Origin of the sequence: Microbacterium esteraromaticum (assembly GCF_017303215.1) — a bacterium.
Taxonomy (GTDB): domain Bacteria; phylum Actinomycetota; class Actinomycetes; order Actinomycetales; family Microbacteriaceae; genus Microbacterium; species Microbacterium esteraromaticum_C.
The window spans coordinates 187,304-200,183 of record NZ_JAEMWU010000002.1; the positions used below are offsets into that span (position 1 = coordinate 187,304).

Here is a 12,880-nt window from a genome sequence, read left to right on the forward strand (position 1 = left end):
GCCGACACCCCCACGTGTCGTCGAGACCCCCAGGTGCGGATGCCCGTAGCTGGGGGTCTCGGCAGAAGCTAGGGGTCTCGGCGGACGTCGGTCGCACGCCGTAGGCTGGATGGGTGACGACAGCCCTCTACCGCCGCTACCGGCCCGAGACCTTCGCGGAGATGATCGGGCAGTCCCAGGTGACCGATCCGCTCATGACCGCGCTGCGCGGCGACCGGATCGGGCACGCGTACCTGTTCTCCGGCCCCCGCGGATGTGGAAAGACCACGTCAGCGCGCATTCTCGCGCGTTGCCTCAACTGTGCCGAAGGGCCCACCGACACCCCGTGCGGTGTGTGCCCGAGCTGCATCGAACTGTCGCGCGCCGGCGGCGGCTCGCTCGATGTCGTCGAGATCGACGCGGCCAGCCACAACGGTGTCGACGACGCTCGCGACCTGCGCGAGCGTGCGACCTTCGCACCGAGCCGTGATCGGTTCAAGATCTTCATCCTCGATGAGGCGCACATGGTCACACCGCAGGGCTTCAATGCCCTGCTGAAGCTGGTCGAGGAGCCGCCGGCGCACGTCAAGTTCATCTTCGCGACGACCGAGCCAGAGAAGGTGCTCGGCACGATCCGTTCGCGTACGCACCACTATCCGTTCCGGTTGGTGCCGCCCGCGGCGATGCTCGAGTACGTCGAGAAGCTGTGCGCCGAAGAGGGCGTGCAGGTCGCCGACGGCGTTCTCGCGCTCGTGGTGCGCGCCGGTGGTGGTTCGCCGCGAGACACGCTCTCATTGCTCGACCAGCTGATCGCCGGCTCCGAGGCGGGCAACGTGACTTACGAGCGCGCCGTCGCGCTGCTCGGCTACACCCACGCCGCGCTCCTTGACGAGATCGTCGATGCGCTCGCCGCCGGTGATGCGGCATCCGCCTTCCCCGCGGTCGACCGCATCGTGCAGACCGGGCAAGACCCGCGCCGGTTCGTCGACGACCTGCTCGAGCGGCTGCGCGACCTGATCGTGATCGAGGCGGTGGGCGAGGGGGCATCCGCTGTGCTCCGCGGTCTGCCTGCCGACGAACTGCAGCGCATGCACGCCCAGGCGCGCGCGTTCGGGGCTTTGCGTCTCTCGCGCACCGCAGACCTGGTCAGCCAGGCGCTCGACGATATGACCGGAGCGACCTCGCCGCGGCTCCACCTCGAGCTGATGGTCGCGCGCGTGCTCGCCGGGGCCGCCGCCGACGGCGAGCAGGCTGCGGCTCCCGCGTCGTCCGGTGCCGTTCCGCAGCGCCCCGCGGCTCCGACGGCACCCACCTCGGCAACGAGCGCTGCGGTGGCGCCGAGTGCGGCTGCGCCCGCGGCCGCGTCTGCGGTTCCAGCGATGCCTACGACGTCGGATGCCACGTTGAACGCTCCGGCCTCGGCGCCCGCGCCATCCGCCGAACCTGCCCCGTCCGTTGCCGCTGCTGCGGCGCCGACGGCACCTGCGCCTGCTCCGGCCGCTGAGACGCCGGCCGCTGAGACGCCGACCGCTGAGACGCCGACCGTTGTGCCCTCGGGCCCGGTGACCTTCGAACGGATCCGGGATTCCTGGGCCGGCGTGCTCAAGCGCCTCGAATCGATCAGTCGTTCCTCTTGGCTGATGGTCACGGCGATCCAGCCGCTCGGCTACGACGTCGACAGCGAGGTGCTGACGCTCGGGTTCTCCAGCCCCAGCGACGTGTCGCGGTTCAAGGGCGCGACACCAGGCAAGGGCACCTCCGACCACCTGCGCACGGCCATCGAGCAAGAACTCGGCATCACCGTGAAGTACCGTCCGGCGCCGCTGCCACCGGCAGACGGCGCCTCCACTGGTGTGGGTGGACCTGACGGTTCGGGAGGCCCCGGCGGCTCGACCGGTCCTGCTGGCCCCGGGAGCTCCGGCGGTTCTGGGGGAACCGGCGGAGCTGCACCGTCGAACCCTGCACCGTCGAACTCTGCACAGTCGAACTCTGCATCCGCGGCACAGAACGGCGCCGCGCAGTCACGAACGGCGTCCGCTGTGGCCGGTGCCGGTGCCGGTGCCGGTGCCGGTGCCGGTGACGATGCCCCGGCCGCAGGCTGGGCAAAGCCGACAGATGTGTCCGAGTCCTCAGGGGTGGGCGTCCCGAAGGGGAAGGCGCGTCAGGCGTCCGAGCCTTCCGCGGCGACCGCGCGACCATCGAACGCGGCGGTCACCGAGTGGGCGGTCGCTCCCATCCCGTCCTCGGATGCCCCCGTCGCGCCGGCGCCCGCGGAAGCGCCACCACAAACGCCCGCTGTGCCCGCGCCGGGCATAGCGTCGGGAGCATCCACGACTTCGGCGCCCCCGACGCCCTCGGCGGCATCGGCCGCGACGGTATCCGCGCCCGCGCCGGCAGGTCCGGCCGACGGGGCGTCCACGGCGGCAGCACCTGTGGCGGCGAAGCCCGCGCAGCACTCGGCTCCCCAGCAGCCGAATCCGCAGCAACAAGCGCCGCAACAGCCCTACGACGACCAGCCTCCGTACGACGATCAGCCTCCGTACGACGAGTACCCGCCGTTCGACGACGAACCGCCGTACGACCCGATGTACGACGGTCCGCCGCCACGGGAAACTCCGGGACGCCAGGCATCCGGCCCCGCACGGGCTTCCGCGCCGCAGGCAGCCGCGCCCCGGGCAGTCGCAGCCCCGGCATCCGCAGGGCCGGCGGCTCCCGCGGAGTCCGGCGCCCTTCCAACCGCGCCGACCGCCGCATCCGCCGTCGCTTCAGGGCAGGCGGCCGCCCCACCCGCAGCATCCACCCCCACCGCTTCCCGCGTTACTGCGTCCGCCGCCTCGCGTCCGGCGCACGACGGTGTCGAGCGTCGCGGCGAGGCCGTGATCCGCCAGGTGCTCGGAGCGAAGTTCCTTCGTGAAGAGCCCTTCGAAGCCCCGACGAGGTTCAACTGATGTACGACGGCATCGTTCAGGAGCTGATCGACGAGTTCGGCCGGCTGCCGGGCATCGGCCCCAAGTCCGCGCAGCGGATCGCGTTCCACATCCTGCAGACGCCGTCCTTCGACGTCGCCCGTCTGTCGGAACTGCTCACCGAGGTGCGCACGCGGGTGCGGTTCTGCGACATCTGCGGAAACGTCGCCGAGCAGGAGCGCTGCAGCATCTGCCGTGACCCGCGCCGCAACCCCGAGCTGATCTGCGTCGTCGAGGATGCGAAGGACGTCGCGGCGATCGAGCGCACCCGTGAGTTCCGAGGCCTCTATCACGTGCTCGGTGGAGCGATCAGCCCCATCGCCGGTGTCGGACCCGACGACCTGCGTATCGCCCAGCTGATGAGCAGGCTCGCCGACGGCACTGTGCAAGAGGTCATCCTCGCGACCAACCCCAACCTCGAGGGCGAGGCGACCGCAAGCTATCTGAGCCGCCTGCTGACGAGCATGGACATCGCCGTATCGCGCCTGGCATCGGGACTCCCCGTCGGCGGCGATCTGGAGTACGCCGACGAGGTCACCCTGGGACGCGCCTTCGAGGGCCGTCGCCGGCTGTGAATGCTCAGCATCCGGGATTCACACGCAAGGGCTGGGCGCTGTTCGCCGTCATGGCATTCGTCTGGGGCATCACCTACCTGTTCATCAAAGAGGCTGTCGCGTCGTACTCACCTCCGGCGGTGGTTTCGGCGCGTACCTTGCTCGGCGCCGCTGTACTGCTGCCGTTCGCGATCCGCGCGGGGGCGCTCAAGGCAGCATGGAAGCACTGGCCCTGGGTGCTGGCCTTCGGTCTCATCGAGATGGCCGGTCCGTTCCTGCTGCTCAGCCACGCAGAGACGCAGCTTCCCTCGGGGCTTACCGGACTGCTCGTCGCGACCGTCCCGCTGTTCGCCGTGCTCATCGCGCTCGTGCGGGGTGATCGTTCGGTGCTCGCGCCGATACGTCTCGGCGGGCTGCTGCTCGGCTTCGCCGGTGTCGCGATCGTCGTCGCCGGACCCGGCCTGTTCCCACGCGACGGTGCCAGCGCCTTCGCGATCGGCGAGGTGTTGCTCACCGCGCTGCTGTACGCCATCGCCCCCTTCGTCATTGCCTACAAGCTCAGCGACGTCCCCTCGATCGGAACGATCACGCTCGCGCTGCTTGGCATCGGGCTCGGGTACCTGCCGGCCGCGCTGCTGACCCAGACCGAGGTTCCGACGCTGCGCTCGACGGTCTCGCTGGTGCTGCTGGGCGTGATCTGCACGGCGGTCGCTTTCGTCGCCTTCTTCGCGCTCATCCGTGAGGTCGGGCCGGTGCGCGCGCCGCTGTTCACCTACATCAACCCGATCGTCGCGCTCGTTCTCGGCACAGTGCTCCTGGCCGAGCCCGTCACGCCCGGACTGCTGATCGGACTTCCGATCGTTCTCATCGGATGCTGGTTCGCCGCCACCGGAGGGCGCCTGCGCCCCCGGGTGACCGGAACATAGCATCCGACCCGTCACATGCGTGAAGGCGCATGGATGCCGTCCGTAGAATGTCGCATGGGCGAATCCGCCCGCAGCACCCGGGAGTGATCGTGGCACTGATCGTGCAGAAGTACGGCGGCTCGTCCGTCGCCGACGCAGAGAGCATCAAGCGCGTCGCCAAGCGCATCGTCGACACCCGTCGCGCCGGACACGATGTGGTCGTGGCCGTCAGCGCGATGGGCGACACCACCGACGAACTGCTCGACCTGGCCAACCAGGTCGCCCCGATTCCCGCCCCGCGCGAGCTCGACATGCTGCTCAGCAGCGGTGAGCGCATCTCGATGGCGCTGCTGGCCATGACCATCCACTCGATGGGCTTCGAGGCGCGCTCGTTCACCGGCAGCCAGGCCGGCATGATCACCGACTCCCACCACGGCAAGGCCCGCATCGTCGATGTCACGCCGGTGCGTCTGCGCGAAGCACTCGACGAGGGGGCGATCGTGATCGTCGCCGGCTTCCAGGGCTTCAACCGCGATACGCGCGACATCACCACGCTCGGCCGCGGCGGTTCCGACACCACCGCGGTCGCCCTCGCCGCCGCGCTGAACGCCGACGTGTGCGAGATCTACAGCGACGTCGACGGTATCTACACCGCCGACCCGCGCGTCATCCCGCGCGCCCGCAAGCTCGACACCATCTCGAGCGAAGAGATGCTCGAACTCGCTGCCAACGGCGCGAAGGTGCTCTACATCCGTGCCGTCGAGTACGCCCGCCGTCACGGCGTTCTGATCCACGCCCGCTCGACCTTCTCGTCGGCAGAGGGCACCTACGTTCTCGGCGAGGGCATGCAGGCCCCGCGCGCATCCCAGGGAGAAGCCATGGAAGAACCCATCGTCGCCGGCGTCGCCACCGACCTGAGCCAGGCGAAGATCACCGTCGCCGGTGTGCCCGACGTTCCGGGCAAGGCCGCCGAGATCTTCAAGATCGTCTCCAAGGCGGGCGCCAACGTCGACATGATCGTGCAGAACGTCTCGGCGGCCTCGACGGGGCGCACGGACATCTCGTTCACGCTGCCCAAGGCCGACGCGCCGGCAACCATCAAGGCGCTCGCGGCCGAGCAGGGTGAGGTCGGGTTCGAGAACCTGCTGCACGACGACCAGATCGGCAAGCTCTCGGTGGTCGGCGCGGGTATGCGCACGCACTCCGGTGTGTCCGAGATCCTGTTCGAGGCTCTCAGTGCCGGCGGGATCAACATCGAGATGATCTCCACGTCCGAGATCCGCATCTCGGTCGTGCTGCGTGGTTCGGACCTCGCCGAGGCCGCTCGCACCGTGCACACCGCCTATGGGCTCGACAGCGAGATCGAGGCTGTCGTCCACGCCGGCACCGGCCGCTGACGCGAGGCCCCAGCCCTCCAGCATCCGCTCTTCGCGCCCACTCCCGCTGAGAAACCACCTCCCGTTCGAGAAACCACGCCGCAGGCGGTTTCTCAGACGGGAGGTGGTTTCTCAATGAGGCCGCCCCGCGCGGGAGCGCGGGCGTCACGCGCGGGTCGGCCGCAGAGGCGACGGGGTAGACTCGCCGCAACCCTGACATCGGCGCCAGGCGCAGCATCCGCACCCTGGAGCTGAGCCTGGCGTAACCGTCTCCACGCCAAGGACTCCATTCCCATGACTCGTATCTCCGATTCCGGATTCTCGATCGCGATCGTCGGCGCCACCGGCCAGGTCGGCACTGTGATGCGCGACATCCTCGCCGAGCGGGCCTTCCCGATCCGCGAGCTGCGCCTGTTCTCGTCGGCCCGCTCCGCGGGCACGGCGATCGAGTACGGCGGCGAGACGGTGATCGTCGAGGACGTTGAGAAGGCGGATGCCTCGGGCATCGACATCGCGCTGTTCTCGGCGGGTGCGACCGCGAGCCGCGCCTACGCGCCGAAGTTCGCCGCTGCGGGCGCCGTCGTCGTCGACAACTCCAGCGCCTGGCGCATGGACCCGGAGGTTCCGCTGGTCGTCAGCGAGGTGAACCCGGATGCCATGGATGACCGTCCCAAGGGCATCATCGCCAACCCGAACTGCACCACGATGGCGGCCATGCCGGTGCTCAAGGCGCTGCACGCCGAGGCCGGCCTCGAGCGCCTGATCGTATCGACGTACCAGGCCGTCTCGGGCTCGGGGCTGGCAGGGGCGCAGGAGCTGCTCGGGCAGGTCGAGGGCGTGCTCGCCCAGGGCGACACCCTGCGTCTGGTGCACGACGGCTCGGCCGTCGACTTCCCGCAGCCCGAGAAGTACGTCGCTCCCATCGCGTTCGATGTCATCCCGATGGCCGGATCCGTCGTCGACGATGGTGACAACGAGACCGACGAAGAGAAGAAGCTGCGCAACGAGAGCCGCAAGATCCTCGGTCTTCCCGACCTGCGGGTCGCCGGCACGTGCGTGCGCGTTCCGGTGTTCACCGGGCATTCGCTGTCGATCAACGCCGAGTTCGCGTCGGACATCACGCCGGCACGGGCGTATGAGGTACTGGCATCCGCTCCCGGCGTCATCGTCGATGAGGTGCCCACGCCTCTGCAGGCCGCCGGCAAGGACCCGAGTTTCGTCGGGCGCATTCGCGCCGACCAGTCGGCTCCTGAGGGCAAGGGTCTGGTGCTGTTCATCAGCAATGACAACCTGCGCAAGGGCGCGGCGCTGAACGCCGTGCAGATCGCCGAGGAGCTCACCCGCCGCTTGGTCCCCGCGCCCCGCTGACGCACGCGCCCCTCCGTCTATCTGTCACAAACCCGCGCTATTCAGACCGAGTAGCGCGGGTTTGTGACAGATAGACGGGGGGAGTGGGGCGGCGAAATGAGGGTGGATGCTGACGGCTAGACTGGTCGGGTGACCGAAACCGTCGATGTCGTTCTGATCGGTGGGGGCATCATGTCCGCCACACTGGGTACCCTGCTGCGCGAACTGCAGCCGGACTGGAAGATCGTCGCCTACGAGCGACTCAGCGACGTCGGCCAGGAGAGCTCCAACCCCTGGAACAACGCCGGTACCGGACACGCGGCACTGTGCGAGCTGAACTACATGCCCCAGGGCAAGGACGGCTCGCTCGACCCCGCCAAGGCGATCTCGATCAACGAGCAGTTCCAGCAGAGCCGGCAGTTCTGGTCGACACTCGTCGACCGCGGCGTGCTCGATGGGCCGTCGACGTTCATCAACTCGACCCCGCACATGACGTTCGTGCGCGGTGAGAAGGATGTTGCGTTCCTGAAGGCGCGCTACGAGGTGCTCAAGGAGCAGCCGCTGTTCGCCGGCATCGAGTACAGCGAGGACTCCCGGGTCATCAACTCGTGGGCGCCGCTGCTGATGCAGAAGCGCCGCAAGGGTGAGCCCTTCGCCGCCACGCGCGTGCCCTCGGGCACCGACGTCGACTTCGGTGCACTCACGCACCAGCTCTTCGATCACCTCTCTGACGCCGGCGTCCAGGTGCGCACCGACCACGAGGTCCGCAGCCTCAAGCGCCAGTCCGACGGCACGTGGCTGGTCAAGTACCGGCACGTGATCGGTCGCACGCCCGGCCAGGTCAAGGCGCGCTTCGTGTTCGTCGGGGCGGGCGGTTGGGCCCTCAAGCTGCTGCAGCGTTCGGGCATCCCCGAGATCAAGGGCTACGGTGTCTTCCCGATCGGCGGTCAGTTCCTGAAGACGTCCGACCCGAAGATCGTCGCCCAGCACCAGGCGAAGGTGTACTCGCAGGCATCCGTCGGCGCACCGCCGATGTCGGTGCCGCACCTCGACACGCGAGTTGTCGACGGCGAGGCGTCGCTGATGTTCGGTCCGTTCGCGACGTTCAGCCCGAAGTTCCTCAAGCAGGGGTCGATGTTCGACATCGTCTCGCAGGTGCGGCCGCACAACCTCTGGCCGATGCTGCGCGTCGCGTTCGCGAACCCCGATCTGATCACGTACCTGGTCGGCGAACTGATGAAGAACCACCGCAAGAAGGTCGACAGCCTGCGCACGTTCATGCCGACGGCGCAGGACGGCGACTGGACGCTGATCCAGGCCGGCCAGCGCGCCCAGGTCATGAAGAAGGACCCCGAGAAGGGCGGCATTCTGCAGTTCGGCACTGAGGTCGTCGCCGCCGAAGACGGCACGATCGCCGGTCTGCTCGGTGCCTCGCCGGGTGCATCGACGGCGGTACCGATCATGCTCGGCCTGCTGAAGCGGTGCTTCCCCGAGCAGTACGCCGGCTGGGAGCCGACGCTGCGCGAGCTGATCCCGACGGTCGGCGAGACGCTCAACGACGACGCGGCCGCCGCCGAGAAGTCGATGGATGCCACCGCATCCACGCTCTCGCTCACGGCCTGAGTAGCCGACCGTGGCGAAGCTGTACTTCCGCTACGGCGCGATGAACTCCGGCAAGTCGACGGCCCTCCTACAGGCCGCGTACAACTACGAGGAACGCGGGCAGCGCGTACTGCTGGCCAAACCCGAGATCGACACCAAGGGTGCCTCGCAGATCGAGAGTCGGTTGGGCGTCACGCGTGAGGTCGACTTCCTGATCGGAGAGGGCGCGGATGCCCGGGCGCTGTTCTACGCGGAGCGCGAGCGGGTGCGCAATGAGGTGGCTGATGAGCTGCTGCCCTCGGACCCCGAAGATGTCGCATGCCTGCTGATCGACGAGGCGCAGTTCCTCTCTGCGGAGCAGGTGGATGACCTGTTCCGCATCGCGGTGCTCGATGGTATTCCGGTGATGGCATATGGCATCCGAAACGACTTCCGTACTCACGCCTTCCCGGGGTCGGCGCGCCTGCTGGCGATCGCGCACGCGCTGGAGGAGCTCAAGACGATCTGCCGTTGCGGACGCAAGGCCGTCTTCAACGGGCGTCGCGCCGGTGGGCGCTTTGTGTTCGACGGCGACCAGGTGGCCATCGACGGCGTCGCGGTGACATACGAATCGCTGTGCGGCAACTGCTACCTGGAGGAGTCCGGCGGCATCCTCGGCTGACCCAGCCGCACGTCGCGTAGCCCTCTCGCCTCGCACCTCGCGTGGGCTTCGCGCCCCGCGCCCCGCGCCCTTCGCGCCCGCATCTGCCCGACGAGGGGTCAATATTCGTCGTGTTCGCGCCCGCCGACCCGACATTTACTGACCCCTCGTGGTGGGGTGCTGGCGCGACGGAGTGGGCGGAAGTGCGCGCGGGACTGGCGAAAGCGCGCGAGGGCGTGCGCGGGAGCGCGCGGGGGAGAACGTGGCGTGTTGCGTGGTCTGACCACACCGGTTACGCTGTGGTCAGACCACAGGAGGACGGATGCCGGAGACCCCCGCCACCCAGCGCGCTTGGCGCACCGTGCTCGAGCGCATCGAGAGTGATCTGCTCGTGGGCGTGCTCGGTCCGGGCGACCGATTGCCCTCGGAGCGCGACCTCGCCGCCGATCTCGGTGTGGGGCGTTCCAGCGTGCGCGAGGCGCTCCGTGTCCTTGAGGTGATGGGGCTCATCCGCACCGCGACCGGGTCCGGGCCCCAGGCGGGGGCGATCGTGATCGCCACGCCTTCCGGGGGGATGTCCGCGCTGCTGCGGTTGCAAGTGGCCGCGCAGGGCTTTCCCCTGGCCGATGTCGTGCAGACCCGCCTCGTGCTGGAGGATGCCGTTGTCTCGGCGCTCGCAACGGCCCCTGAACGTGCACTGGAGGCCGCCCACGCGCTTCTCGACGCGATGGACGACGAGCACCTCTCGGCGCCGGAGTTCCTCGCCCTTGATGCCCAGCTGCATTACGCGCTGGCCGAGGCCTCGGGCAACACGGTGATCACGGCGATGATGGCCGGCCTGCGCACCTCGATCGAGTCGTACGTGCTCGAAGGCTCGGCCCGCATCGAGGACTGGGACGCGATGGTCGCGCATCTGCGCCGAGAGCATCGTGAGATCGTCGCCGCCATCGAGGCAGGCGAGGCGGATGCTGCCCGCGCGCGCGTTCGCGACCACATCACCGGCTACTACACCGCGGCCGGCCTCGTGCCCGACAATCGTCCCGTTCTGACTGAGAACGACTGACATCCCCACCCGGAAAGGAGCGCCCATGGTCACGCGCCAGGTGCCGAACCCCGTTGAGCTTCTCGAGCTGATGAAGTTCAAGAAGCCCGAGCTCAACGGCAAGAAGCGCAGGCTCGACTCCGCGCTCACGATCTACGACCTGCGCGACATCGCCAAGCGGCGCACGCCGAAGGCCGCCTTCGACTACACCGACGGCGCTGCAGAGGGCGAGCTGTCGCTGTCTCGGGCACGTCAGGCCTTTGAGGACGTCGAGTTCCACCCCGGCATCCTCAAGCCCGCGCCGACTGTCGACACGTCGGTCGAGATCCTTGGCGGTCCTTCGGCGCTGCCGTTCGGTATCGCGCCGACCGGCTTCACCCGTCTGATGCAGACGGAGGGTGAGACGGCCGGGGCCGGTGCCGCCGCCGCGGCGGGTATTCCGTTCACGCTGTCGACACTGGGCACCACCTCGATCGAGGGCGTCAAGGCTGCCAACCCCGACGGGCGCAACTGGTTCCAGCTGTACGTCATGCGCGACCGTGAGATCTCGTACGAGCTCACGCGTCGCGCCGCGGCGGCCGGCTTCGACACGCTGCAGTTCACCGTTGACACCCCGGTGGCCGGTGCCCGGTTGCGTGACAAGCGCAACGGTTTCAGCATCCCCCCGCAGCTCACGCTCGGCACGATCATCAACGCCATCCCGCGCCCCTGGTGGTGGTTCGACTTTCTGACCACGCCCAAGCTCGAGTTCGCATCGCTGAGCACCACCGGCGGCACGGTTGGCGAGCTGCTCGATGCCGCCATGGACCCGACCATCAGCTACGACGATCTGGCCGTGATCCGCGACCTGTGGCCCGGCAAGATCGTGATCAAGGGCGTGCAGAACGTCGAGGACTCCGTGCGGTTGCGCGATGCGGGCGTCGACGGCATCGTGCTGTCGAACCATGGCGGCCGTCAGCTCGACCGCGCGCCGATTCCCTTCCGTCTGCTGCCGCACGTGCGCAAGGCGGTCGGCGATGACTTCACCGTCATGGTCGACACGGGCATCATGAACGGCGCCGACATCGTGGCATCCGTCGCGCTGGGTGCGGACTTCACCCTCATCGGACGCGCGTACCTGTACGGACTGATGGCCGGCGGACGTCAGGGCGTTGATCGCACGATCGAGATCCTACGCACCGAGATCGAGCGCACGATGCGCCTGCTGGGGGTCTCGACGCTCGCAGAACTCGAACCCAAGCACGTCACGCAGCTGGCACGTTTCGTCCCGGTCGCCGCGGGCGCCGCGGGGGCGCTGGCGCGCTGAGCAGGGCTCCGCGCGCGGCCGAGACGGCGCCGCGCGGCCCCGGGCTCGTGCGTGGTCACCGAGAACAGGACGAATACCGAGAACAGGACGGATGCTGCACATCCGTCCTGTTCTCGTGTTTCAGCCTGTTCTCCTGCGCGGTGCGAGAGGCGCCGTCACGCAGCGGCGGATGCTCGTCAGCGTGCGGCGGGAACGGGAAGCGTCTGCAGCAGTGCGTCGAGCTCGTCGGCGGTGTGCTCCCAGCCGTCCACAGCGATGGAGCGCACACCGAGCGCCAGTACGGGGTAGTCGTTGCCGCCCTTGTCCAAGCGGTCGCCGTAGAAGAGCATGTCGGTCAGCGCGATGCCGGTGAGCTCGGCGAGCTTCTGCATGCCGTAGGCCTTGTCGATGCCCGCCCGGGTGATGTCGATCGACGTCGAGCCGCCTGAGCGCACTTCGAGGCCGGGGAGCCGCGGTGCGACGGCATCCCGCAGGGCGGCGCGCTTCGTGCCCGCGGGATCCCAGGTGTGCTTCGCATCGCGCGGCGCCTGCTGGCCGAGCGCCGAGAACGTGATCTGCGATCCGCGGTCTTCGAGGATCTCGCCCCAGGGCGTCGCTTCCCAGAGGCCGAGACGTTCGGCCTCTTCACGCAGCGCCGTGAGTGCCGAGGTCTTCTCGGCCTCGGAAAGGTCGTGCGCGTACACGGCGGTGTATGCGGTGCCGTCGTGTCGCAGGTAGCGGGTCCCGCACGTCGGCAGAAGGTGCAGTCGCTGGTGCGCGGCGGCGTCGAGGTCGTCGAGTCGTGCGATTACCTGGGAGCGGAACTGGTCCTCGTTGCCACCCGAGATGATGGCGACCTCGACCCGCTGCAACAGGGAGCGCAGCAGGTCTGCGATCCGGTCGTCGATCTGGCCCTTGGACGGAGCGAGCGTGTCGTCGAGGTCGAACGCGACCAGGCGAAGGGTGTTCATGATGACTCCAGTGTAGGAGAACGGGCTGGGAGCAATCGATGACACAGCCAGCGGGATATGCGAAAAGGGACTCGCTCCAGGCGAGTCCCTTTTCGTGTGCTGTCGGGGTGACAGGATTTGAACCTGCGGCCTCTTCGTCCCGAACGAAGCGCGCTACCAAGCTGCGCCACACCCCGTGATTGCAACCGTTCAAGTCTACATGCCGAGCGCGCG

The 12,880-nt window shown here is 68.6% G+C and carries 10 protein-coding genes and 1 tRNA gene; 9 read left to right on the forward strand and 2 right to left on the reverse strand.

All coding sequences use genetic code 11. The features are described from left to right. Positions 1-113: 113 nt before the first annotated feature. From JF543_RS12150 to JF543_RS12190, 9 genes are all read left to right on the forward strand, one after another. Positions 114-2,927: a DNA polymerase III subunit gamma and tau gene (locus tag JF543_RS12150; protein ID WP_206824514.1), complete on the forward strand. Its 2,814-nt coding sequence runs from the start codon at positions 114-116 to the stop codon at positions 2,925-2,927. Then, positions 2,927-3,520, forward strand: coding sequence for a recombination mediator RecR (gene recR / locus JF543_RS12155; protein ID WP_179410128.1), 594 nt, complete (start codon positions 2,927-2,929; stop codon positions 3,518-3,520). Before JF543_RS12150 ends, recR begins: the two co-directional genes overlap by 1 nt. Continuing rightward, on the forward strand, positions 3,517-4,425 hold the full coding sequence (locus JF543_RS12160) for a DMT family transporter (protein ID WP_347401155.1): 909 nt from the start codon (positions 3,517-3,519) through the stop codon (positions 4,423-4,425). Before recR ends, JF543_RS12160 begins: the two co-directional genes overlap by 4 nt. An 89-nt stretch (positions 4,426-4,514) precedes the next feature. Beyond that, positions 4,515-5,801 carry an aspartate kinase gene (locus JF543_RS12165; RefSeq protein ID WP_179411785.1) on the forward strand — a complete coding sequence of 429 codons (1,287 nt, stop codon included), beginning with the start codon at positions 4,515-4,517 and terminating at the stop codon, positions 5,799-5,801. Between the two features lie 273 nt (positions 5,802-6,074). After that, the gene (locus JF543_RS12170) at positions 6,075-7,148 is read left to right on the forward strand and encodes an aspartate-semialdehyde dehydrogenase (protein WP_206824518.1); all 1,074 of its coding nucleotides are present in this window, start codon (positions 6,075-6,077) and stop codon (positions 7,146-7,148) included. Between the two features lie 171 nt (positions 7,149-7,319). Continuing rightward, positions 7,320-8,750: a malate dehydrogenase (quinone) gene (mqo, locus tag JF543_RS12175; RefSeq protein ID WP_241263883.1), complete on the forward strand. Its 1,431-nt coding sequence runs from the start codon at positions 7,320-7,322 to the stop codon at positions 8,748-8,750. A 10-nt stretch (positions 8,751-8,760) separates the two neighbouring features. Beyond that, on the forward strand, positions 8,761-9,390 hold the full coding sequence (locus JF543_RS12180) for a thymidine kinase (RefSeq protein WP_179410131.1): 630 nt from the start codon (positions 8,761-8,763) through the stop codon (positions 9,388-9,390). Positions 9,391-9,691: 301 nt separating this feature from the next. Beyond that, on the forward strand, positions 9,692-10,432 hold the full coding sequence (locus JF543_RS12185) for a FadR/GntR family transcriptional regulator (RefSeq protein WP_179410132.1): 741 nt from the start codon (positions 9,692-9,694) through the stop codon (positions 10,430-10,432). Positions 10,433-10,457: 25 nt separating this feature from the next. Then, positions 10,458-11,717, forward strand: a complete 1,260-nt coding sequence (locus tag JF543_RS12190) for an alpha-hydroxy acid oxidase (protein WP_206824519.1) — start codon at positions 10,458-10,460, stop codon at positions 11,715-11,717. 176 nt (positions 11,718-11,893) lie between these two features. Here JF543_RS12190 and JF543_RS12195 read toward each other — a convergent pair whose 3' ends face one another. Beyond that, entirely contained in the window at positions 11,894-12,667 is a 774-nt protein-coding gene (locus tag JF543_RS12195) for an HAD-IIB family hydrolase (protein ID WP_206824520.1), read from the reverse strand. Between the two features lie 102 nt (positions 12,668-12,769). Next, positions 12,770-12,843, reverse strand: a tRNA-Pro gene (locus tag JF543_RS12200). Positions 12,844-12,880 lie beyond the last annotated feature (37 nt).

Excerpts from the sequence above, each read along its gene's own strand:
- mqo (WP_241263883.1), top strand. The coding sequence starts at position 7,320 with ATGTCCGCCACACTGGGTACCCTGCTGCGCGAACTGCAGCCGGACTGG.
- JF543_RS12185 (WP_179410132.1), top strand. The coding sequence starts at position 9,692 with ATGCCGGAGACCCCCGCCACCCAGCGCGCTTGGCGCACCGTGCTCGAG.
- recR (WP_179410128.1), top strand. The coding sequence starts at position 2,927 with ATGTACGACGGCATCGTTCAGGAGCTGATCGACGAGTTCGGCCGGCTG.
- JF543_RS12190 (WP_206824519.1), top strand. The coding sequence starts at position 10,458 with ATGGTCACGCGCCAGGTGCCGAACCCCGTTGAGCTTCTCGAGCTGATG.
- JF543_RS12195 (WP_206824520.1), bottom strand. The coding sequence starts at position 12,667 with ATGAACACCCTTCGCCTGGTCGCGTTCGACCTCGACGACACGCTCGCT.
- JF543_RS12170 (WP_206824518.1), top strand. The coding sequence starts at position 6,075 with ATGACTCGTATCTCCGATTCCGGATTCTCGATCGCGATCGTCGGCGCC.